Here is a 22688-nt window from a genome sequence, read left to right on the forward strand (position 1 = left end):
GAATGCGGCCCTGACGGCACTTCGAGGTCAGGCGGTGGCCAGGTACTCGGTCGCCGCGCAGCCGACGGGGCCGCCGTTGTGGATGGTGTGCCGGAACTCGCGCTCCGTCGAGCCGGTGGAGTTGATCCGCTGCGCGTACCACGAGCGGAGCACCTCGAACTGGCAGTTCGGCGTCACCGACGAGAACCCGACGACGTACGCGGCGGTCAGCGGGTTCGCGTTGTTCCACGTCTTGCCCGCGCTCCCACCTGAGGGCACGTAGCCGGTCGAGAACGAGGTGTTCGTCGTCTTGGCCGACAGCAGGACTTCCGCCGTGCAGGCGATCGAACCCAGGTTGTGCACGGTGAAGTAGAACTCACGCTCACCACCGGGCTGCTCGACGTACCACTCGCGGGTGGTCTCGAACTGGCACGCCGCGGAGTTCGTGGCACCGTTGGGCGCGAAGCCGACGACGTAGGTCGCGTTCGCCGGGTTGGCGTTGTTCCAGTGGAAGGTCTTGTACCCGTTGGAGTCGATCCCACCGGACGACCACGACGCGGTCTTCGGCAGCCCGTACAGGTTGATGTCGGTGGCGCACGCGATGCCGCCGACGTTCTTGATGGTCCACCAGAACTCGCGCTCGCCGCCGTACTGCTGCGCGTACCAGGTCTTGATGACCTCGAACTGGCAGTCCGCGGTCGTGCTCGCGCCCTTCGGGGACAGGCCGACGACGTAAGACGTGGTGTGCGGGTTGGCGTTGTTCCAGTGCCAGGTCTGCGTACCGCCCGCGGCGATGGTGCCGGAGTAGAACGCGGCCTGCGTCTGCACGTCGCCTGCGGCGGCCGGTGCGGCCGACGCGACCGGAGCGGTCAACGCGCCCGCCGCCACCACGAGGGCGAGTGCACCGAAGAGTTTCTTCATCGCGTGTTCCGTTCACTGGAGGTGAAGCTGACACGCACAGTCAGGGCTACTCGGGTTGTGACGCCCCTGTGGCGGGGTTGTGGGCCAGCGCGGCCGTCGCCCGCTCCGCTTCTCGCCGGTACTCGATCTGCCCGGCCAGCGCCAGCGCGGTCTCGTGATGGCGCCGCGCCGCCGGATCGCCGAGTGCGGCGAGCACGGAGCCCAGCGCGTTGTGCGCCTCGGCCAGGTGGTCGAGCACCCGGCCGGTGCCGAGCGCCTCGACCGCGTGCCGCGCGTGCGACTCGGCTTCGGCGGCACGACCGGCCAGCCGCAGCCCGTCGGCCAGCTCGATCGCGCCCCGGACCGCGTAGTGGACGTTGCCCAGCTCCTCGGCGAGCGCCAGCCCCGCGCGCAACGACACGAGCGCCTCGGCGTGCCTGCCGAGCAGGCTGAGCGCGGTGCCGAGCGTGGTCAGGTTCGACGCCTCCTCGTTGCGCTCCCCGATCTCCCTGCTGCGCACGAGCGCCTTCTCCAGGTGGTCGCGGGCCTGGTCGAGCTCCCCCAGCTCGACGAGCGTCCGGCCGATGTTGGCGAGGCAGATCGCGGACACCCGGTAGTCCTGCTCGCGTTGCGCGACCTCCAGCGCCGTCTGGTGGCACTCCAGCGCCGCCCGGTGATCGCCGAGCCGGTGGTGCAGCAGGCCCTCGACCGCGAGGGTCGACGCCTCACCGAACGCCCGCGCCCGCGTGGCGTGCTCGAGTCCCGCGCGGTAGCGGCACGCCATGTAGTTCGTCAGCGCGAGCTGGTGCAGGCTCAGCCACTCCTGCCGCGGGTCGCCGAGCTCGCGCGCGCTGGCGGCCGAGATCTCCTGCGTGCGCAGCAAGTCGTCGACGTGGTGGGTGATCATCAGGTAGTGCCCGATGTCGCGGGACAGCCCGCAGGCGTGCGCGTGCAGTCCCTGTGCGGCCGCGTGCTCGACCAGCACCACGAGGTTGTCGTGCTCGGCGGCGTACCAGGTGAGCGCGGAGTCGTTGCCGGACAACGGCGGTACGTCCGCGGGCTCCTCCAGCGGCGGGAGCTCGACGCGCCGCCGCCCCGGCTGGAGCAGGTCGGCCGCGTGGTCGGCGACGCTCAGGTAGTAGTCGAGCAGCCCGCGGGTGGCGGTCCTGCCGACGAGCGTCAGCGCGTACTGCCGCACCAGGTCGTGGAACTCGTAGCGGCCGCGGGTCTTCTGCTCGAGCAGGTGGTCGTCGAGCAGGTCCTCCAGCAGCTCGCGCGCATCGGAACGGGAGACGCCCACCATCGCGGCGGCGGCCCACGCGTCGAAGTCCTTGCCGGGATGCCCGCCCAGCTCGCGGAACACCCGCTGCCGCTCGGGCTCCAGGTGCTCGTAGGAGAGCGCGAAGACCGCGCCGAGGCCGGATAATCGCGCCTGCTGGGTCCGCAGCACGTCGAGCAGGTCCTCGGCGATCCACTGCGGACGGTGCCGCAGACGGGCCGCGGCGAGCCTGATCGCGAGCGGGAGGCCACCGCACAGCTCGACGATCTCCAGCACCGCGGCGCGCTCGCCCGGTGGACGGTCGCCGGCGACGGCGGTGAACAACGCCACCGCGTCCGGGGCGGGCAGCACGTCCAGCGACAACGGCGTCGCACCGTCGAGCCCGACCATCCGGCGCCTGCTCGTCACCAGGACCAGGCAGTCCGGCGCGCCGGGGATGAGCGGCCGCACCTGGTCCTCGTCGGCCGCGTTGTCCAGCACGACCACCGCGCGCCGGTCCGCCAGCGCGGTGCGCCACATCAGCTCGCGCTGGTACGCCTCGACCGGGACGCGGTCGGCGGGCACCCCGAGCGAGCCGAGCAACGCGGCCAGCGCGCCGGAGGGGTCGAGCGGCGCGCGACCGGGTGTGAAGCCGTGCAGGTCGAGGTACAGCTGCGCGTCGGGATATCGGTCCGCGAGCCGGTGCGCGGCGTGGATCGCCAGCGCGCTCTTGCCGACGCCACCCATGCCGTCGATCGCCCACACGGCCGTGCCACCCGACGGCGGCGCGGTCAGCGAGGCGAGGTCGGACTGGCGGCCGGTGAAGTCCGGGACGGCGAACGGCAACGTGCTGGCGCCGCGCGGAGGTTCCGGGGCCGGTGCGCGCGGAGCGTCCGCGGCCGGTGCGCCGCGGAGGATCTGCTCGTGCGCGGACCGCAGCTCCTCGCCGGGGTCGAGGCCGAGCTCGTCGGCGAGCAGCCTGCGCGTGCGGTCGAACCGCTGGAGCGCCTCGGCCTGCTGCCCGCACAGGTGCAGTGCCCGCATGGTGAGCGCGACCAGCTTCTCCCGCAGCGGGTGGTCGGCCGCCAGCGCGGTCAGCTCGCCGAGCACCTCGCGGTGCTGGCCGCGCCCCAGCTCGGTGTCGGCCCACTCCTCGACGGCGGCGAGCATCTCCTCGACCAGCGCCGTGCGGAACCGCGCGAGCACGTCCGTGCCGGTCACGCCGGCCAGCGGGTCGCCGCGCCACAGCGCCAGCGCCTCCCGGTGCTCGCGCGCACGCACGTGTCTTCGGAATCGATGCAGGTCGACGTCGTCACGGGCGACGTCGAGGGTGTACCCGGCGGCCGTCCGAGCGATCGTGATGCCGCTCGGCGCCAGCACCTTGCGCAGCCGGTAGACGTACCCGTGCACGAGGCCGCGGGCGTCGCGAGGAGTGTCGTCGTCCCAGAGGCAGTCGATCAGCCGGTCGAGCGGAACGGCCTCGCCCGCCTCGAGCGCGAGTACGCCTAGAACGCACCGCTGCTGCGGCGCTCCGATGGAAAGTCGCTCCCCGTCCAGCCAGACCTCGACGGACCCCAGCACCCCGACCCGCACCGGCGCAGCATAGACGGGCCGCTGATCACGGCGTCCAGAATTCGTCCAGAATCAGACGTTCGCCGCTGGGGACAATCGGCGGTCGACTGCGACATCTGGGGGTATTCGGTGAAGAGACTCGTGCTCGCGCTCCTGACGCTGGCCGGGCTGGTGGTGTGGCCGCAGGCGGCCGGCGCCGATGAGTACGGCGCACCGGTGTGCGCCGAGTACGGCTACAGCGCGGGGTTCCGGGACGACGCGCTGGTCAAGGCGATCGCGATCGGCATGGCCGAGTCGCACTGCAAGACGTGGGAGAGAGGCCCGAACCCGGACGACCAGGGCCTGTGGCAGGTCAGGGCGTACCCGGAGCGGGTGGCGAAGTACGGCGACCTGCTCGTCGCCTCCAACAACGCGCGGGCCGCGTACGACCTGTCCGCGCAGGGCACGAACTGGCAGTCGAACTGGGCCGCGTCCAACTGCGAGGACCGCGGCAACCCCCGTTGCTACGCGTACTGGATGGCGACCGCGCAGGACGCCGCTCAGCGGTACCGCAACGACACCGCGCAGAGCGCGGTCTCGATGCGCGACGGGCACCAGGAGGTGTTCACGCGTGGCGCGGACGGCCAGGTGTGGCACAAGTGGTGGTACGGCGGCGCCTGGTCGGGCTGGGACTCGCTCGGCGGTGGCCAGGTGAGCTCTCCCCCGGCCGCGGTCTCCATGCACGACAACCACATCGAGCTGTTCGCCCGCGGTAATGGCGGTGACGTGCTCCACCGGTTCTGGTACGGCCAGGGGTGGTCGCCGTGGTACAGCCTCGGCGGCAGCATCACCGGCACGCCGTCCGTCGTGTCGATGCGACCGGGCCACCTGGAGATCTTCGCGCGCGGCACGGACAACCAGATCTGGCACAAGTGGTGGTACGGCAGCACTTGGAGCGAGTGGGCGCCGATGGGCGGCGGCACCGTCGGCTCCACGCCCTCGGCGGTGTCGATGACCGACGGGCACATCGAGCTGTTCGTCCGCGGTCCCGGCGGTGACCTCCTGCACCGGTTCTACTACGGCAACGGCTGGTCGCCCTACTACAGCCTCGGCGGCGGCATCACCGGTGCTCCAGCGGCGGTCTCCATGTACAACGGCCACCTCGAGGTGTTCGCCCGCGGCACGGACAGCAACCTCTACCACCGGTACTGGTACGGCCAGGGCTGGAGCGAGTGGAGCGGCATGGGCGGCGGCACCATCGCCTCGTCCCCGTCGGTGCTCTCGATGAAGCCGAACCACCTGGAGCTGTTCGCCCGCGGCCACGACAACTCCGTCCTGCACCGGTTCTACTACGGCGCCGGGTGGAGCGACTGGTCGGGCATCGGCTGAGCTCATCTCAGGGTTCCCGTGCTCTGCCACAACCGGTAGCTCCACAGCGACTCCGGGAACGACCCGGTCTTCGCGACGGAGAAGACGGCCGTCACCTCGTTCGGTGACGGCAGCGTGCCGTACACGGTGCGCAGGAGTCCGGGGTTGTGGTTGCGCGGGAACCCTGAGAGTGCCGAGGTGATGAACCCTTCCGAGGTCCACCGGCCGGTGCCGCCCCACACGCTCGCGCCGTCGATGCTGACGACCTCGACGCGCGCCGAGATGTACGAAGGTTCGTCCGCGGGGTAGGGCGCGGCCTCGCGGATCGCGTAGAACCGGTCGCGGCTCGGGTCGTAGGCGACGTCGAAGTTGTGCAGGACGTCGCCGCCCAGCCCCTCGTTCGTGATGCGCACCGGATCGCCGACCACCGGCCTGCTCATGTCACCGACGTTGACGTACCGGAAGTAGGACTCGGTGGTGGGCCCGCCCTGGCTGTAGAACAGCATCAGCTCGCCGGTCGCCGGGTTGATCGTGGTCGCGCTGGGCTGCCCCACGCCCCACATGTCCGGGCCGAACGGCGTGGTGACGATCGGCTCTGGGTGCTTCACCCACGGGCCGCCGAGGCTGTTCGCGAACGCCACGCCGATCTGGTTGTTCGTGTTCGCGTGGTCCGTGCCGAGGAAGAACATCACGTACCGGTAGTCCGTCTGTCCATATCGGACGTTCGCGGCGATCACGGTCGGGTCGCAGGTGTGCGTGGAGTCCCAGCCGGACGCGCCGGGCCGCAGCACGCTGCGGTCCTCGCGGGGCACGCCGAGCCGGGTGAAGTACACGTGGTCGGTGATCACGCCGGGTGTGTCGTTGTGGCACGTGTACACGTAGTTCTGGCCGCCTTCGGTGATCGCCGCCGGCGCGTAGGCGTACATCTGCGGCCTGCTCGGCGCGTACGTCTGCCGTGCGGGCCCCCAGGTGACCGCGGCTGAAGCCGGTGCGGTCGTCAGCAGGACGAGTGACATCGCCAGAACCTTGCCGCGCATGACTTTCCCCCATCGATGCAGAGCCGCCCGGTCGGGTGACCGGGCGGCCCTGATGATCAGATCAGACAGAGCCCATGCCGTACCAGGGACTCCACTGACCGCCGTCGTAGTAGTACTTGTGGTACATCACGTTGTCAGTCCCCCTGGCGAACAGCTCCAGCTGGTTCGGGCGCATCGTCAGGACGGACGGACTGTCCTTGAGCGATCCTCCCAGCGACCCCCAGCCGCTCCACCCGTTGCCGTACCAGAAGTTGTGCCAGATCGCGTTGTCGTTGCCCCTGGCGAACACCTCCAGGTGACCGTTGTACATGGAGACCGCGGACGGGCTGCCCTGAATCGAGCCGCCGAGGCTGTGGTACGGCGACCACCCGTTGCCGTAGTAGAACCGGTGCAGCAGGTCACCGCCGGGACCGCGGACGAACAGCTCCAGGTGGCCGTCGGTCATCGACGCCACGGACGGCGACGAGGTCACCGAACCGCCGCCCATCGGCGCCCACTCGCTCCAGGTGCTGCCGTACCACCACTTGTGCCAGATCTGGTTGTCCGTGCCGCGGGCGAACACCTCGAGGTGACCGGGCCGCATCGAGACCACCGACGGCGTGCCGACGATGTTGCCGCCCAGGCTGTACCAGTCCGACCAGCCGTTGCCGTAGTAGAACCGGTGGAGCACGTCACCGCCGGGACCGCGGGCGAACAGCTCGATGTGGTTGTCGTGCATGGAGACCGCGGCCGGAGCCGAGGACACCGCGCCGCCGCCCATGGGCGCCCAGTCGCTCCAGGTGGTGCCGTACCACCACTTGTGCCACACCTGGCCGTCTCCGCCGCGGGTGAACACCTCCTGGTGCCCGTCGCGCATCGACACGGCCGCCGGGGTCCCCTCGACCGAGACGTTGCCGCCGCTCCACCAGCTCGTCTGCTTGAGCGCGCCCGGCCAGCTGAAGCTGATGTGGACGTGGTCCTGGTGCGGGCTGTCGCCGCTGTACGGCTGCCAGCCGGAACCCGGCCGGTAGGCCTCCCAGATCCGGTTGTTCCAGATCACGTACATGACGCCGAGGCGGCGGGCCATGGCATGGCCGTTGCCGTACTGGTCGGTGGCGAGCAGCCAGCCGAGGAAGTCCTCAGCCTTGGCCCGGTCGTTCCCGTCGAAGTAGTTGAAGTGGTAGTCGAGCGCACGGCCCTCGTGGTGCTCGCTGACCGTGCCGTTGCAGTTCCGGCTGATCCCCGACGTGTGGTTGCCGTACGTCGCGTTCAGCAGGTCCCGGACACCGATCGGCCCCGGCTTCGCGCTCCCCTCGCAGTTCTTCTGCCCGTCGTACTGGGCGTAGGCGTCGATCGACGGACCGAAGTCCGGTGTGGGCGGCGCGGCCTGCGCGGCACCCACCGGCGTCAGCACGACCAGGCCGAGCGCCATGGTGGCGGCCCCGGTCCAGCTGATCACCCTCTGAAGAAAGGACATCGTCCCCAGCTCCCTTCTTGTTGTCGAAGGGAATGCTGGTGACCCCGTCTGGATCTGAGTTGGACGAAATCTGGACGGCCGCCCGGCTACTCCTCCGTCGCCCGCGCGGCCCGGCACGCGAGGTGCACGGCCAGCCGCTCGTCGGGGTTGAGCAACGAGACCCCGAGCAGCTGCTCGGCCCGGCTGATCCGCTGCGACACGGTGTTGCGGTGCACCCCGAGCCGCGCGGCGGCGGCCGACGTCACGGACTCCTCGTCGAGGTACACGGCCAGCGTCCGGAGCAGCTGCCCGTCCTCGACACCGGTCAGCGGGTCCAGCAGCCGGGTCGCCTGGTCGACCAGCGCGGGCGTCTCGGCGGCCATCGACAGCAGCCGCCGCACGCCGAGCTCGTCGATGTGCACGACCTTCGACGGGCCTGCCATCGCGGCCGCTTCTCTCGCCTCGCCGAGTGATCTGGCGATCCCGCGCGCACCGGGGTGCGGCCTGCCGACGCCGGCGACGAGCGCGCACGAGGCCACGGCCTGCTGGAGCCGCATGGTGATCTCGCGGTGCTGCGACTGCGGCGGCTCGGCGTCGTTGGTGAGCCAGAACGACCAGCCCTCCGCACCCTCGACGACCTGGCCGTGCAGGCCGCGCCGCGCGAGGCTGGCGCGCAGGCGTTCGGTGCGCGAGGGGTCCAGCGCCATGCGGTGGTCCGGTGTCTGCGGCACCGCGTAGACACCGGTGTGCCAGCCGTCGAGCCGCCAGCCCGCGAGCACGGCCTGCTGCACCAGCTGCGGCGGCACGTCGTCGCCGCACGCCAGCAGCTCGGCGAGCAGCGACCCCCGTGAACGCGCCCGGCGTTCGACGTCGAGCCGTTCCTCGGCGACCCACTTGCCGAGCGCCCACGACGCGACCTGGCTGATCTGCATGACCGTGTCGACCCAGCGCTTGCCGCCGGACCGCAGGTGCGACACCAGCCACAGCCGCACGTGCCCGGTCCGGTCGCTCTCCACCGGGACGGCGACCGCGGTGCCGTCCGCGACCTCCACGACGGCCGGGACGCTGGAGGCGAGCACGGACTCCGGCAGCCCGAGCGGCGTGGTGCCCTCGATCGCGGTGCCGTCCGCGCTCACGAGTGCCGTGACGACGCCGAGCTCCTCGTCGAGTATCGGCAGCACGGTCCGCGGATCGGCCTTGCCCCGGCGCATGCGCGCGGTCACCGCGTTCAGCAGCCGCGCCGCCGAGACGTCCGGCCGCCGCACGGCCGTGCGCAGCCCGTCCGCGACGAGCAGCGGGTCGGCCGCCTGCGTCTGCACCAGCGGCACGCCCAGCCGGTTCGCGAACGACAGCGTCGCGGCCGAAGGTGGTTGGTACGAACCGGAAGTCGGCCGCACGAGCACGACCGCGCGCACGTCCGCGCTGTACGCCCGGCGCAGCGCGACCTCGACGAGGTAGGGCGCGTGCCCGGTGAGGATCACCAGATCACCCGCGGCGCACGCCTCGACGGCGCCGATGTCCGCGGCCAGCCGGACGTCCAGCACCTCGGTGTCCAGCCCGCGGGCGCCCGCGAGCACCTGCCCGTCCAGCGCCCCGACCCCGAGCAGGTCGCGGACCGTCAGCGAGTCGCCGTCCGAGATCACGACAGCCCGAACGGCACGTAGTCGAGGTCGTAGCCGAACGCGCGCGGGTCGACGCGGCCGAGCATCCGCGGCCGCACCCACTGCGACGGCGCGGGGAACGCGACGACGTCGATCACGGTGCCGTAGCTCAGCCGCTCGGCGGCGATCGCGCGCCCGGTCTCCGCGTCCAGGCAGCAGATCAGGTCCGGTGTGGTCACCAGCGGCTCGCCGTCCGCGAGCGCGACCAGGTACTCACCCTGCATCTCCAGCCGCACGTACGAGTCGTCGGCGTCCAGCCGCTGCACGGCCACGGTGCCGCGCGGGAACCCGCCGGTCGACTCGCGCCACACCTCGATCACCTTGCCGCGCGTCACGACGAAACCGCCCGACGCCGCGGCGCGTTCCTCCGGCGTGCGCACCACCTGCGGCGGCGCCGGTTCCTCCTGACTCGACGCCCAGTGCCGGTCCGACGGCGGCGGCGCCCAGACCGTGCCCAGTTCCAGCGCCCGCGCGAGGCTTCCGGTGACGCCCACCTTCACCGCGTCACCCAGCCGGAGCGGCTTGGCGACCATCATCGCCCAGCCACCGAAGTCGACCATGACGGTCCGCGCGAGCTTCTCGATGCCGGTGGAGTCGAGCAGCGCTCGGTTGCCGCTCGGCTCGGTGATCGCGAGCGGCGTCGTCGGCAGGCCCGCCGCGTCGTAGGTCGTCTGGTCGATGCGCGGGAACGCCCGGCCCATGCCGTCGACGTCCACGTACGGCAGGCCGAGCTGCGCGGCGAGCACGAGCGGGAACAGCCCGTTGCAGCCACCGATCTCCCAGCCGATCACCGCGCTCACCGGCACGTCGCCGGGTGACTGCACGGCGCGCAACGCCTCGGCGGCCTCGTCACCGGACGGCAGCTTCTCGATCATCACGGTCGGCGCGCCGATCAGCCCGACGCGCACCCCCAGCGCCTCCGGGTCGGCCTCGCCCGCGTCCAGCACCCGGACCGGGCCACCGGTGCGCATCGCCTGGCGGAGCATGGTCGTGACGGCGTGGACGTCCTCCTCGCCGCCACCACCGCCGCTGCCCAGCATGATCACGCCGAACGCCAGCCGGTCGACGTCGGAGTGGGTGAGCAGGCGCATGCGCAGACAGTAATGCGGCGAACACCCTGAGGGCACCTGCAGATTCCTGTCAGAACACTGAGCTGTCAGGCGCGCGCACGCCGTGCGACGTCTTCGAACACGAGGTCACCGACGGCGCGCGCACGGATGCGGCTCGCGTTGCCCGGCAGGTACGCGAGCGGGATCTCCTCCACCTCGACGACCCGCACGGTGTCCGCGCGGGCGCCGGCCGCGACGGCCTTGTCGACCGCTTCCTGCCGCGCCGAGTCGAGCGTTTCCTCGCGCCGCTGGGCGTCCATGGTGAAGACGCGGTCGACCTCGCCGCCGACCTGCGCGATCGCCGCGCCGATCGCGTTGGCGACCCGGTGGTGCTCGGGCCGCACGACGCTCGCGACGCCGTCGATCTCGTCGCGCAGCAGGATGCTGCCGCCGCCGACGAGCACGACGGGCAGCGGAGCCGGGCTGGTGCGCACCCGGTCGATGATGCCCGCGATCCGGTCCGCGACCTGCTTCAGCACGGTCGACGTGAACGAGCGGTCGAGGTGGCGCACCAGGCTCGGGTCGCCGACGTCGGCGAGCCCGGCCGCCACCGCGACGTCGGTCGCGGTGAGCGTGTCGCCGCCGAACACCAGTGCCTTGCGGCTCAACAGGTGCCCGACGCTGGCGGGGCCGATCGCGCCGGTATCGCCGATGACGCTGCCGCCGCCGAGCGCGACGGACAGCACGTCCGGCATCCGGAAGTTGGTGCGCACCCCGCTGATCGAGACCTCGGACGGTGACTCGCGCGGGAAACCGTTGTGCAGCACGCCGATGTCGGTCGTCGTGCCGCCGACGTCGACCACCGCGCACTCGCCGAGCCCGGACAGGAACGCACCGCCGCGCATGGAGTTCGTCGGCCCCGACGCGAACGTGGCGACCGGGTAGCAGCGCGCGTACTCGAGGTCCATCAGCGTGCCGTCGTTCTGGCTCAGGTACAGCGGCGCGGTGATGCCCTGCGTGGTCAGCGACGCGACCAGGCCGTTCGCGATCTGCTCGGCCAGCTCGCGCAGCGCGGCGTTGATGATCGTGGCGTTCTCCCGCTCGAGCAGGCCGATCCGGCCGATCTCGTGGGAGAAGCTGACCATCAGGCCCGGTACCTCGGCGGTGAGGATCTCGGCGGCCTGGCGCTCGGCGTCACCGTTCACGAGCGAGAACACCGAGGAGATGGCCACGCTGCGCACGCCCTTCCCGGCGATGTCCGTCGCGACGCCGCGCAGTTCGTCCTCGTTGAGCGGCGAGATCACCCGGCCGTCGTACTCGTGGCCGCCGTGGCACAGGTAGGCGTGCCCGCCGATCAGGTCGCGCAGCCGTTGCGGCCAGTCGACGAACGGTGGAAGTGCCCTGGTGGCGGGCAGCCCGAGCCGGACGGCCGCGGTCGGCGCGAGGCCGCGTCCCTCGATGATCGCGTTGACGAAGTGCGTCGTGCCGATCATGACGGCGCGCACGTCGGACGGGTGGAACGGGTACGCCTCGAGCAGCCCGCACACCGCCCGCACGATGCCGGTCGTGACGTCGAGCGTGGTCTCGGTCTTGGTCTCGGCGAGCACCTTCCGGCCGTCGACGAGCACGGCGTCGGTGTTCGTGCCGCCGACGTCGATGCCGATGCGCATGTCCAACCTCTCAGGCGGCCTGTGCCTCGCCGGTCACCTTGCGGTTCGTCGCCCTCCGGCAGCGCATGCGGAGCAGGTCGAGCCTTCCAGCGGAAACGTACAGAACGAACGCGAGCACCAGCGCGTTGAGACTCGACTGCCCGAACGGCAGCATCTCGCCGACGATCGCCGCGGCGGGCCAGATGACGACCGTCGCGGGCACCCACGTCGGCGCCGACCTCGGCACGTGCGGGCGGGTCGCGGTAATCTCCTTGCGCCACCTGCGGACCACGTAATACTCGGCGATCATGATGCCCGGCACGGCGGGGAACACGACGCCGAGCATGGCCAGGTAGTCGGTGAACTGGGACAGGATCCCGACCGCGCCGAGGAACGAGCCCGCGACGCCGATCATGATCGAGACCTGGGCGCGGCTCACCCGGACGTCGAACACGGCGTCGCAGAAGTTCACCAGGCCGAGCGAGGCCGAGTAGAGGTTCCAGTCGTTGATCTTCAGCACGGCGGTGACGACGACCAGCGCGCCGATCCAGCCCGCCTGGCTGGTGACGACCGCGACGACGTCGTTGCTGCGCAGCGCGTGCGCGAGCAGGACGCCCGCGCAGCCGATGAACCACTCGCCGAGCGTGATGCCGAGCACGGTCTGCTTCACGACGTCCCACGGCGACCGGTTGAACCGGGTCATGTCCGGCGCGATCGAGGCACCCACGATGAACGAGCCCGTCACGAGGGTGATCGCGGCGAGCATGGTGATCTTCGGTCCGGGCGGCGGACCGGTGAGCAGCGTGCTCAGGTCGTGCTGGAGGATGATCTTGAGGACGACCCAGCCGACCATGATCAGGAACAGCGGCACGGTGAGGTAGGCCGTCCACGCCATCCAGCGGAACCCGTACGCGGCGATGACCGTGACGAGCGCGCCGAAGAAGATCGACCAGACAGCGGCGGGCGCGATGCCCGTGACGGCGGCCAGCGTGGCGCCGGCGAGCCCGGTCTGGATGCCGAACCAGCCGGTGGTGCTCAGCGCGACGATCAGGCCGAGCATCGCGCTGCCCGCGTGCCCGAACCCCGTCCAGCGCGCCAGGATCGCGGTCGCGAGACCTTCGCGTTGACCGATCACGCCGACCGCGATCGCGACGACGTCCAGCAGGACCGCGCCGAGCGTGAGCGCGAGGAAGGCGTCCCAGAACGTCATGCCGAACCCGAGTGTCGCGCCCAGCAGCAACTGGCTCAGCGCGGAGGTCTGCCCGAAGCGCTGGGTCGCCACCGACACCCACGGATAGCGCGCCTGGTCAGGGACACGCGTCAGGGCCTGGTCGTCATGCCCGAGAAGAGAGGCCATGATCGTCCCTCCGCCCTGTGATCGACGTATCGGACGGTAACCAAACAAACACGATCGAGCTACAGCCAATGTGCACAGTCGGACGAATACGAACGTAGCGAAACGCACACCCTATGTACTGAGTGCCAATCCGATTCGCCGTCGCGCGACCAGCCTCGTGTAGTGGACGTCGACGCTGACCCCGAGGCCCGGACGCCGCTCGAAGCGGTCATAACTCCTGCTCAGCAGCCAGTGCGCGGCCTCAGGAGTGATCGACTCCAGGCGCACCTGCTCGGCCATCCTGACCACCGCGTCCTCGACGTCGCGGGTGAGGAAGGCGTGCCGGACGATGCTGCCGCTGATCTCGTCGATCATGAAGACCATCGCGTGCGGCTCGTCGTAGGCGTAGCTCGTGAGCAGGGTCAGGTAGCCCGCGTCGACGGACCGGTCCCCGATCCAGCACTCGCCGAAGGTCAGGCCCTTGAGGTTCCACGGCGGCTCGTCGGCCTGCTTCTGGTTCGCCGCGCTGGCGGCCCACTCGCTCGGCCTGCCTGGCAGGAGCCCCTCCAGCGCCCTGAGCAACGCCTGGCTACGCCTGCTCGGCACGTCCGCGAGGTGCCGGACGACGGCGTCCCACAGCTCCTCGTTGTTCGCGATCTTGCCCAGGCACGCGCTGAGCGTCATCTCGACCTCGAGCGGGTCCCGCAGCTGCGGCAGTGGACGACCCGTGTCCACCACCGCCTGTTGGAGCTTGGTCAGCCGCGTGCGCACGCGGCGAGGCTGGCACGCGTTAGCCCGATCGGCGCAACGCCACGCCGTGATCGATCTCCGATTCAGGCTCCCGTGTCAGCCACGCCAGCTCGCGGTTGACCTCGTCGAGATCGCACGGCGCCGCACTCGCGACGCAGAGCGGGTACCGCCGGTCGGGGAGCGTCTCCTCGGTGCCCTCGAGGGTGATCTCGTGCCGGTACTCGGGGCCGAAGTCGTAGACGATCGTGCGGCGGGCCACCGTGAACGCCTCACCGATGGACAGCTCGTCGTGGACGGTCGCGTCGAACTGCCTGCGCCCCACCGTGAACAGGTGCGGACTCGCCGCGTCCCACGACATCGCGACCTGGACGATCTGGTGCACGTACCCGAGCGTGAACGTTGCGGGAACGAGGATTCTGCGCCAGCAGCTCGGCCGCACGTACCTGAGCGTGACGCGCAGCCGGCAGATCCGTTGCGCTGGAACGAGATCGACCGCCGGGTGCGGCTGTAACCGATCTACCGCTGTTCGCGCGAGATCGGTGGGCTTGCCGCGCTCGTCGACCACTCCGAAGTCCGCGAGCAGGTCCAGCAGAGCCGGGTCGAACCGGCACGCCGGCGCGCCTTCGAGGAGTTTTCCGAGTGTTCCCCGCGTCGCTTCGACGGCTTCTTCGCCTTCCTCGTCGTCGAAGTAGGCGCCTGTCACCGCGGCGAGCGAGGTCAACCAGTCCTCTGTGTCCAGTGCCCGCTCACGGCCGAGTATCGCCGTGCCGTCGTGGATCCGGACGATCCCCAACGCGAGCGCGGCCGTCCACGGCGCGTGGAGCTCGGGCAGCTCGGCGGCGGACCGGATGCGCTGCGGCACCCCGATGCCCAGCGCGTACGCGGCCTGCGGCACGTCGACCGGCCGGAGAACCGCGCGTGCGGTGACCCGTCTCCCCGTCCCGATCCACCCGGCGAGCATCCGGAGGCGGACGAACACAGCGCAGTCCTGGGCACGCACGGCGGACATCAAACCGCAGGTGTGTGCAGCGGGCCACCGGGGAGGTCTTTTCGCAGCTAACCTGGGTTGCGTGTGGGACTTGGACGGCGCACTGCTGGTCCAGTGCACGGTTCCCGAGGCCGCCGCCGCTGCCCCGCTGGCGGACGGCCTGGTACTCACGGGCCCACGCGCCGTCGCCTCGTCCCTGGAACTCCGCGCGTCGGGTTTCACTCGTCCCGTCTTGTGCGACGCGGCGGCCTACGCCGGCACCCGCCGCAAGCCCGCACGCGCCCCGTTCGACAACCGCTGGCTCTCCTGGCAGCTCTCCCGCGGCTACGCCCTCACCGACTCCGGCTACGTGGACAAACTGGACATCCGCGGCCTGAACTCGATCCTGCACCGCACCATGCGCCTGGGCCCCGGCGCGATCGCTTTGCTTCCCCTGCACGCCGATTGGCTTCGCATGCCGTCGGACCGCGAGATCCTGCTGTCATCGGTCGCGTTCGCCGAGGTGCCCGTCGCCGTGGCCATCGAGCACGTGGCCGATCCCCTCGGCGTGCGCGCCGTGGTGTCCGGCCTGCTCGAACTCCTGGCACTCGACGTTCCGGTCGTGCTGTTGCGCTCCGACGTCTCCGCGTTGGGAGCCCTGTGCTCCGGGGCGGTCGCCGCCGCCGTAGGCACGTCGACTTCCTTGCGCCACATCTACCCCGTGGTCACCGGTGGCGGTTTCCGCGCGGCCCGCGTCGCCGCGTTCTCACCGCACCTGCTGTCCTACGTGTCGGTCGACAAGCTGGCTTCTGCCGTCCAGCTGACTCCCGACCTCTCCCACCTGTGGGAGTGCACGTGCACCACGTGCAACGGCCGTCCGCTGGACTGGCTGGCAACCCAGGGTTCGAACGTTCCCGCGTTCCGACATTCCCTGGAACACCTGCGCTTGCTGCGCGACGACCTGTTCACCGTCGACGCACCCGCGCGGCCGCTCGCGTGGTTCGAACGCTGCAACGCGGCTCTTGCCCTGCACTACGAGATCCGGACCGAACTGCCCGATTGGCGCACCCCCGCGTTCCTGAACGCGTGGCGTTACGCGAGCACGCCGTCGGTGAGCAGCCGCTCGTAAGCCAGCTCCTCAACCCACCGGTCGAGTGTGCGTCTTTTCGCCCTTGGTGCTCTTCCCTCGCGTCCCTGTTGGATCAGGCCGCCGTTGCTGTCGAGGATGCTGACCCCGTAGTAGGCGCACTCGAGCCGGCACGTCTCGTCGTCCTCGCCAACGATGGCGCCCGCGCAGAAGCCCCCGAGGCGCCCAACGGCCCTGAGTCCGCTGCGCCACTTCTCGTGCCTGCTGAGCACACCAGCCAACCTGACCACGCTGGGCTGGTCGCTCTCCGGCCACTCCCACATCGCGAGGACGTCGTGGTCGAGAACCGGTCCGGTGCGCTTCTGGTGTGCTTCGTGGTCGATCTCGACGACGGCGTCCACCTCGACACCGAGGACCTTGAACCCCGGCACCACGATCCCTGACCAGCCGAGCACATCGACGACCACGGTCGGCGAACCTACCTGAGCAGCGACGCGAAGGGGCGGGAAGAAGGCCACGATGGGCGCTAAACGTCCCGAGTAGGTCAGGCCCCGAAGGGTCGACGAAGAGTGGTTTCCTCTTCCCGCCACCCCGGAGTATGCCACCAATGGGCCTGGCGCACGATGCGTCTCGCCACTACTCCGTTTGAGGGCAAATCAGCGAAAGGGTTCCGCGATCCGGTCGCGCATTGCTTGTGTGGAGGATCAAGCTCGTCCGATCGGAGGCCTCGACGTTGGCTCAGCCGAACAAGATGGTCGCCGAGATGCGCACCGCGTTGACGACGTTGATCACCGCGATCACGTCACCCCGGTCGCGCACCAAGGCGGAGGGCTCCTTCTTCGGCGGCAAGGACATCGACGTCAACGGCGTCACCTGCTACCGGTACCGCTTCAAGTCCAAGCCAGCAGGCGCTGACCAGAAGCAGTCGCTGCTCGTCCGTCCCCGCGGCTCGAAGGTCTCGTGGATTCCCGTGTCCGTCGAGTGGGACACCAGCTCGGTGATCCTGCGAACGGACGACTCTTTGGAACCGGTTCCGGCTCAGCTGGAGTGGCGCGAGGACGCGACGGACCAGTTCCGCAAGTACCTCGACGTGCTCGACCAGGAGCCCGCAAGTCGCAAGATCCTCGAGAACTTCACCGGCCGCGGGACGGCGGTGCGCGCCGACCAGCGGGCCCGCGACCACGTCAGCGCGTTCGACAACTACAACCCGGACCAGCGCCGAGCGGTGGAACAGGCGCTGGCGAGCGACTTCACCGCAGTGTGGGGACCGCCCGGCACCGGCAAGACCGACGTGGTCGCCGGAATCGTCGAAGGGCTCTGCCGCCGGGGTGAGACCGTCCTGTTCCTGGCGCCCACGAACGTCGCCGTCGACCAGGCGCTGGAGCGGATCTGCGCGCGGCTGGAGAACCACCCCGAGTTCCGCAGGGGACTCGTGCGCCGGATCGGCAAGATCGAGGTCGACGGCCTGCGCGACCGGTTCGGCGCCTCGATCGACCGCGACCAGACCGTGGCCCGCCTGGCGGGCCCGCTCGACGCGGAGTTCCAGAAGCTCCGCGAACGCCAGCGGGACATCGTCGAGCTGATCCCGTTGCACCGCGCCGCAGCGGAGGTCGACGCCGAGCTGAGGCGCGCGCAGCAGGATGCGAGCACGCAGGCGACAGCGGTCGAGCGCCTCGCCGCCGAGCTGAACTCGCTGCACCTGACGCACCAGCAGACCGGCGAGCTGCTGCACGCCGCCCGCACGTCGTCCCGGCTGAACCTCGTGGCCAAGGGGAAGATCTCCAGACTCGAACAGGAGCTGTGGGGTCTCACCAACGAGATCACCCGGCTCACCAACCACTACCCGGCGGCCAAGGCTGAGCTCGACCGTCGGAACGCTGTGTGCGTCGCCGCAGGTCAGAAGAGGACCGCGCTGCCCCCGTTGACGGGCTCGCTGGCGCAGCTCGAGTCGGAGGCCGAGGTCGTACAGGGCAACCTGACCCGGATCCAGGAGCAACGGAGCCTGCTCGAACAGCAGATTGACGACGTGTGCCGGGTGTACGCGACGACGGTGACGATGGCCGTGCTGAAGCTGGGCCGCTTGCCCAAGCCGCCGGGCGCGGTGATCCTCGACGAGGCGGGCATGGTCGTGCTCCCGGCGGCGTACTCGCTCGCGGCCGCGGCACACGAGCGCTTCGTCGCGGTGGGAGATTTCCGACAGCTCGGCCCGGTGCTCCCCAGCGAGTTGGACGAGCTGCAGCCGCACTCCCGGCGCCACGTCGAGCAGGACGTCTTCAGCGCCACGGGCCTGCTCACGGACGGCGGTACCACCCGCAACGACCCGAGACTCGTCCAGTTGCGCACCCAGTACCGCATGCACGAGGAGATCTGCGGTGTCATCAACGCGTTCGCCTACCCCGACTCGCCGCTGACCACCGGTTCCCGCAAGCCGAACGACCTGCTGGTGTCGCCGATCCTGCCCGCACCACTCGTGCTCATCGACACCTCCCCTGTGGTCGCACCGGGCAACCGGCACCGCAAGAGCAACCCCGTGCACGCGGCCGTCATCCGCGAGCTCACCCGCAGGCTCCAGTTCGACGGAGTGCTCCCCGCACGCCGCGCCGATGGCGCCGCGCCGAGCGACGTACTCGCGGTCATCGCCCCGTACCGCGACCAGAAGTCGTTGATGTCACGCGTTTTCGTGGAGCGCTTCGGCAGCTCTCACGACAACCTCGTGGACACCGTTCACCGCTTCCAGGGCAGCCAGCGACCGATCGTCGTCGTGGACACCGTCGAGGGCGTCGGCGGCAACCTGGGCATGTTCTTCAAGGGCCTCGGCTTCCAGTCCAGCACCTGCCGACTCACCAACGTCGCGATCAGCCGGGCGCAACACCACGTCGTAGTGCTCGCGAACCTCGACTACCTGCACCGAACCCTGCCACCGCTGAGCGAGTTCCGGATCATGCTCGACCAGGTGGAGCGGCGCGGAACCCGCCTGCCCGTCGAGTCGCTGGTCCCCATCCGCGGAGCGGCCGAACTCGCACTGCTCAGCCACGACGAGCGTGAACGCCCGGCGTTCTTCCCGGCCGACGAGTTCCGCGCCGCGGTCGAGTGGGAACTGGACAACGCACAACGCCGCGTCGAGCTCTACTCGGCGTTCCTCAGCGCCAACACCGCGACCTTCTGGGCCAACAGACTCGCCGCCGTTCGCCGTCGCGGTGTGCCCGTCGCCGTGCACTGCCGCGAACCCAACACACCCGAGGGAACCCGGCTGGTCGAACAGATGCGGCGCACCGGGCTCGAGGTCCACCACCGCGTGGACATGCACGAGAAGGTGCTCGTCGTCGACGACGTCCTGTGGCACGGCTCGCTCAACATCCTGCAGCACCAACGGTCCACGGAACTGATGATGCGTTTCGTCAGCGCGGAGGCGTGCAAGGACGTGCTGAAGATCCTCGAGAACGCCCGGCCGATCCGTCCCGCGTGGAACGGCGGTGCCGGGGATCGCGTCTACCTGCCGCGCGCCAAGTACGAGCATCGTCAGGAGGTCAAGGCCGCCGGCGGGCAGTGGGACGGCGGCAAGAAGCAGTGGTGGGTGCCGAAGGACAAGGCAACCCAGACCGTGGTCGAAAGGTGGGGCTGACATCGTGCGGACGCAACCCTACGTCCTGCTGGCACCGTGCTATGGCAACCCGAAGACACGCGAGCGCTACCACAAGACGATCAAGGGCTCGATCAACTTCGAGTCGGCCTCGTACCGGGACCTCCTGGAACCATCGCAGCTGGCGGCGTTGAGAATCTTCCACCCGGCGGGTAGTGCGCACTTCTGGGGTGCGCTCGCCTCGCACAACAGCGACATGGACAAACTGCGTCCCGGTGACGTCGTGGTGTTCGTCGGAGGCGGCCAGGTCAAGGCGGCGGGCGAGATCGGTTTCCTCTTCCGCAACGTGGAGCTCGCGGACCTGATGTGGGACCAGTACGAGGACGAGCGCAGCTTCGTCAACGTCTACAGCGTCGTGAACATCCAGGTGATCGAACGACCACGCCGAGAAGTGTGGCACAACCTGGGATTCAACGAGGACGACAATGTCGCGGGCCAGCGACTGGTGGTCGACGAGCGGGTTCCGCGGATCCTGACCGAGCTGCAGATCGTGACCAGCACGGCCGAAGCACGGATCGGCGCCGAGCTCGCGGCGATCAGCCAAGCCCTCGACACCGGTACGCGCGTCGTGCCGGTGGAGGGCTTCCACACCGACGTGGTGTCGCAGCACGTGGCTGAGCGCAACGCCGAATACGCGCGCGTGGAGAGCCAGCTGGTAGATCACTACCAACGCTTCCATCCGGACGTGGTGTTCACCAGTTTCCGCACGCACAACGGGATGCGCGCCGACCTGTTCCGCGTCGTCGACGACGAGGTCGAAGTCGTGGAGGCGAAGAGCCTGGCCACCCACGAGAAGGTCCGTGAGGCAGCTGCCCAGCTGCTGGACTACTCCGCGCACAGCCCGCAACCGGTGACACGGCTCAGCGCGTTGTTCCCACGACGACCTGCCGAAGCCGGCATCAGCTACCTCCACCGCCTCGGCATCGACTGCGTTTTCCGCACCGATGAAGGCATCTTCGTTCGGGAAGCCGCAACGGAGGAGCGCCGCCAGTACATGCGCCCTGTGTGGCACTCAGTCGGGTAGGGCCCAGCGTGCGCCTACTCAGGGCCCCGGAAACTCAGGACTACCTACGCACCATGGCCAAGTAGCGCCAGCCACTCCAGCTGTTCGGACGTGAGCACGAACCTGTTGCTGCGACACGGATAGATCTCCGCCTCGTCCCACAACGCCGTGCGCACGCTGGACGCGACCCCGATCTTGCGGCCGCGACTGAGCAGGTCCGACACGAGAGTCGCCCCGTCGAACAGGTAGACGGCGTTCACCGTCATCGGACGGGTCGATCCACGTGAGCTGACCGGAGGTGCCTTCGGACCCGTCATCACGAGGTAGAGATCCGGACCGTCGACGGGACACAGGTCGATGAGGCCTTCGCGTTCGAGGTACCACTTGACGTTGACGGTCCGGCCGTCGGCGAACCTGCCGTCGATCCCCTTCGCCGTGGCGTGATGCTCCAGTTCCACACCGAACACTTGCGACGCGATCCACTCGCCGAGATGCCCCACCAGGGCAGGACGCCCGATGCAGGCGGCCAGCTCGGCGTCGATCAGGTTGCGCTGCCTGATCAGCTCGGCGACCCGTGCGACGGCGTCCATTCACACCCCTGCCCGGTGCGTGTACGCATCGGAGACGACACGTTCCCTGACGGGAGGCAGAGCGGTGGGTTCGCCGAACTCCATGCGCAGGAACTCCCTGTGGCCGAGCGCGGTCGTGGTCTCCGGCCAGCGGCGGATCGTCCACGACACGAGCCGACAGAGCTGGAGTGCCTCGACCGCACGAGCGGGGAGCAGGTCAGCCAAGGCGTGCCACCTCGTCGAGCATCCGCGCGAACGAGCACTCCGCCACGACGGGAATTCCGTAGCTCCGCGCCTTCTTCGCCTTGCCGGACAACGAGTCCACATCCGCGGCCACAAGCAGCTTCGTCTTCTTGCTGACGCTGCCCCGTTGACCGCGAGCCCTGCGGACAACGCGCGGTCCTCCCACACTTCACGCGGCTCGCGCATCTGACCGGTGAACACGACGAGATCACCGCGTTCGAGCCGGAAGAGATTCCCTGCCGCGCCCTTGCCTTCTTCGAGTGCGAGACCGATGTCGTCACCTCCGAGCCCGAGCAACGCGGCAACCAGTTTCAGGTCAGCGCTCTCGGCGCCAGAGACGAGACCATCCGACCACGCCGCACGAGCCAATGTGACGAGATAGCTGCGGTGCAAGGAAATTACGTCGGGCAGGGTCAGGCCGAGGTCACGGGCCACGTCGACGAGCTCTTCCTGCTCGGTCGAGGAGAGATGCCGGTCCAGGAGCGCGCGGTCCAGGACGTCGAGGTAGTCATCGGCCTGTGGCGGCTGCACCACGCGCGGCAGGAGTTCCACCAGCCGCGCGAGGAAGTGCTCTTCCTGAGGGTAGGCCTGCTGTCGTTGCAAGGTGCGGCTGCTCGCCGCGGACATCGCCGGCCACTCCCAGGTGTCGGCCTTCTCGATCACGTCACCCCACGGTTCGGGCTTTCCGGCCCTGGAAAGGTAGAGCGCCAGCAGCGCTGCGGCCGCCCGTGCGTCGTGGAGTGCGGAATGCGCTTCGGCGTGCTGGATTCCCGCCGCGGCACAGCAGGCGGCAAGTGAACGGGCAGCTGCGCGGAGGAACCTGTCCGCCAAGCGCATCGTGCACAGGCCAGGAGCCTCGCCGAGCGGCACGTCCAGGCCCGCTCGGGCGAACTCCGCCTGGAGGAACCGGGCGTCGAACGAGAGGTTGTGCGCGACGATCACGCGTCCGGCCAGCCGTTCGGCGAGATCACCCGCGATGTCGGCGAACGTGGGCGCGTTGCGCACCTCGGCTGCCCTGATGCCGTGGATGTGTTGTGGTCCGAGATCTCGCCGCGGATTGACGAGCGTGCACCATTCAGCGATCGTCCGGCCGCGGTGATCGAGCTGGACCACCGCTACCTCCACGACGCGATGATGCAGTCCAGGTGCCAATCCGGTGGTTTCCACGTCGACGACCGCGTACCCGTTGCCCATCAATCCTCGCAT

The 22688-nt window shown here is 69.8% G+C and carries 17 protein-coding genes; 4 read left to right on the forward strand and 13 right to left on the reverse strand.

The window, feature by feature from the left end:
* Positions 1-27: 27 nt before the first annotated feature.
* Positions 28-900 carry a hypothetical protein gene (locus FKR81_RS09390; RefSeq protein WP_146350581.1) on the reverse strand — a complete coding sequence of 291 codons (873 nt, stop codon included), beginning with the start codon at positions 898-900 and terminating at the stop codon, positions 28-30.
* Positions 901-946: 46 nt separating this feature from the next.
* The gene (locus tag FKR81_RS09395; protein ID WP_146350582.1) at positions 947-3730 is read right to left on the reverse strand and encodes an AfsR/SARP family transcriptional regulator; all 2784 of its coding nucleotides are present in this window, start codon (positions 3728-3730) and stop codon (positions 947-949) included.
* 108 nt (positions 3731-3838) lie between these two features.
* On the opposite strand from FKR81_RS09395, the gene FKR81_RS09400 reads away from it, so the two are divergent.
* Complete coding sequence (locus FKR81_RS09400; RefSeq protein ID WP_146350583.1) at positions 3839-5077, forward strand: hypothetical protein; 1239 nt, start codon at positions 3839-3841, stop codon at positions 5075-5077.
* A 2-nt stretch (positions 5078-5079) separates the two neighbouring features.
* Here FKR81_RS09400 and FKR81_RS09405 read toward each other — a convergent pair whose 3' ends face one another.
* The 8 genes from FKR81_RS09405 to FKR81_RS09440 all read right to left on the reverse strand — a co-directional run bounded on the left by FKR81_RS09405 (position 5080) and on the right by FKR81_RS09440 (position 14952).
* On the reverse strand, positions 5080-6093 hold the full coding sequence (locus FKR81_RS09405; RefSeq protein WP_146350584.1) for a glycoside hydrolase family protein: 1014 nt from the start codon (positions 6091-6093) through the stop codon (positions 5080-5082).
* A gap of 61 nt (positions 6094-6154) precedes the next feature.
* Positions 6155-7549: a hypothetical protein gene (locus FKR81_RS09410; protein WP_146350585.1), complete on the reverse strand. Its 1395-nt coding sequence runs from the start codon at positions 7547-7549 to the stop codon at positions 6155-6157.
* Positions 7550-7635: 86 nt separating this feature from the next.
* Positions 7636-9171: a helix-turn-helix domain-containing protein gene (locus FKR81_RS09415; RefSeq protein ID WP_146350586.1), complete on the reverse strand. Its 1536-nt coding sequence runs from the start codon at positions 9169-9171 to the stop codon at positions 7636-7638.
* Positions 9168-10280 carry a DUF917 domain-containing protein gene (locus tag FKR81_RS09420; RefSeq protein ID WP_146350587.1) on the reverse strand — a complete coding sequence of 371 codons (1113 nt, stop codon included), beginning with the start codon at positions 10278-10280 and terminating at the stop codon, positions 9168-9170. Before FKR81_RS09420 ends, FKR81_RS09415 begins: the two co-directional genes overlap by 4 nt.
* A 65-nt stretch (positions 10281-10345) precedes the next feature.
* The gene (locus FKR81_RS09425) at positions 10346-11908 is read right to left on the reverse strand and encodes a hydantoinase/oxoprolinase family protein (RefSeq protein WP_146350588.1); all 1563 of its coding nucleotides are present in this window, start codon (positions 11906-11908) and stop codon (positions 10346-10348) included.
* 10 nt (positions 11909-11918) lie between these two features.
* The gene (locus FKR81_RS09430; protein ID WP_146350589.1) at positions 11919-13244 is read right to left on the reverse strand and encodes a purine-cytosine permease family protein; all 1326 of its coding nucleotides are present in this window, start codon (positions 13242-13244) and stop codon (positions 11919-11921) included.
* 111 nt (positions 13245-13355) lie between these two features.
* Positions 13356-13994: a hypothetical protein gene (locus FKR81_RS09435; protein ID WP_146350590.1), complete on the reverse strand. Its 639-nt coding sequence runs from the start codon at positions 13992-13994 to the stop codon at positions 13356-13358.
* A gap of 19 nt (positions 13995-14013) precedes the next feature.
* Complete coding sequence (locus FKR81_RS09440) at positions 14014-14952, reverse strand: plasmid pRiA4b ORF-3 family protein (RefSeq protein ID WP_186762875.1); 939 nt, start codon at positions 14950-14952, stop codon at positions 14014-14016.
* A 91-nt stretch (positions 14953-15043) separates the two neighbouring features.
* Between FKR81_RS09440 and FKR81_RS09445 the strand changes: the two genes are divergently transcribed.
* Positions 15044-16069 (forward strand): hypothetical protein, encoded by a 1026-nt coding sequence (locus tag FKR81_RS09445; protein ID WP_146350592.1) that lies wholly within the window; start codon positions 15044-15046, stop codon positions 16067-16069.
* Here the strand turns inward: FKR81_RS09445 and FKR81_RS09450 are convergent.
* The gene (locus FKR81_RS09450; protein ID WP_146350593.1) at positions 16033-16494 is read right to left on the reverse strand and encodes a hypothetical protein; all 462 of its coding nucleotides are present in this window, start codon (positions 16492-16494) and stop codon (positions 16033-16035) included. The two genes, FKR81_RS09445 and FKR81_RS09450, sit on opposite strands and share 37 nt — an antisense overlap.
* 227 nt (positions 16495-16721) lie before the next feature.
* Between FKR81_RS09450 and FKR81_RS09455 the strand changes: the two genes are divergently transcribed.
* Together FKR81_RS09455 and FKR81_RS09460 are read left to right on the forward strand one after the other, a co-directional pair.
* On the forward strand, positions 16722-19649 hold the full coding sequence (locus FKR81_RS09455; RefSeq protein WP_235921435.1) for an AAA domain-containing protein: 2928 nt from the start codon (positions 16722-16724) through the stop codon (positions 19647-19649).
* Between the two features lie 4 nt (positions 19650-19653).
* Positions 19654-20691, forward strand: coding sequence for a hypothetical protein (locus tag FKR81_RS09460; protein WP_146350595.1), 1038 nt, complete (start codon positions 19654-19656; stop codon positions 20689-20691).
* A 44-nt stretch (positions 20692-20735) separates the two neighbouring features.
* Here the strand turns inward: FKR81_RS09460 and FKR81_RS09465 are convergent, their stop codons facing one another.
* Together FKR81_RS09465 and FKR81_RS09475 are read right to left on the reverse strand one after the other, a co-directional pair.
* Entirely contained in the window at positions 20736-21260 is a 525-nt protein-coding gene (locus tag FKR81_RS09465) for a DUF6998 domain-containing protein (protein ID WP_146350596.1), read from the reverse strand.
* Entirely contained in the window at positions 21261-22688 is a 1428-nt protein-coding gene (locus FKR81_RS09475; protein WP_235921412.1) for a DUF6218 family protein, read from the reverse strand.

The sequence above is a fragment of the Lentzea tibetensis genome, assembly GCF_007845675.1.
Taxonomy (GTDB): Bacteria; Actinomycetota; Actinomycetes; order Mycobacteriales; family Pseudonocardiaceae; genus Lentzea; species Lentzea tibetensis.

What these genes read in the sequence shown, in the direction of transcription:
- FKR81_RS09390 (WP_146350581.1), bottom strand. Translation starts at nt 900, where the DNA reads ATGAAGAAACTCTTCGGTGCACTCGCCCTCGTGGTGGCGGCGGGCGCG.
- FKR81_RS09405 (WP_146350584.1), bottom strand. Translation starts at nt 6,093, where the DNA reads ATGCGCGGCAAGGTTCTGGCGATGTCACTCGTCCTGCTGACGACCGCA.
- FKR81_RS09410 (WP_146350585.1), bottom strand. Translation starts at nt 7,549, where the DNA reads ATGTCCTTTCTTCAGAGGGTGATCAGCTGGACCGGGGCCGCCACCATG.
- FKR81_RS09420 (WP_146350587.1), bottom strand. Translation starts at nt 10,280, where the DNA reads ATGCGCCTGCTCACCCACTCCGACGTCGACCGGCTGGCGTTCGGCGTG.
- FKR81_RS09425 (WP_146350588.1), bottom strand. Translation starts at nt 11,908, where the DNA reads ATGCGCATCGGCATCGACGTCGGCGGCACGAACACCGACGCCGTGCTC.
- FKR81_RS09430 (WP_146350589.1), bottom strand. Translation starts at nt 13,244, where the DNA reads ATGGCCTCTCTTCTCGGGCATGACGACCAGGCCCTGACGCGTGTCCCT.
- FKR81_RS09465 (WP_146350596.1), bottom strand. Translation starts at nt 21,260, where the DNA reads ATGGACGCCGTCGCACGGGTCGCCGAGCTGATCAGGCAGCGCAACCTG.
- FKR81_RS09475 (WP_235921412.1), bottom strand. Translation starts at nt 22,688, where the DNA reads ATGCGAGGATTGATGGGCAACGGGTACGCGGTCGTCGACGTGGAAACC.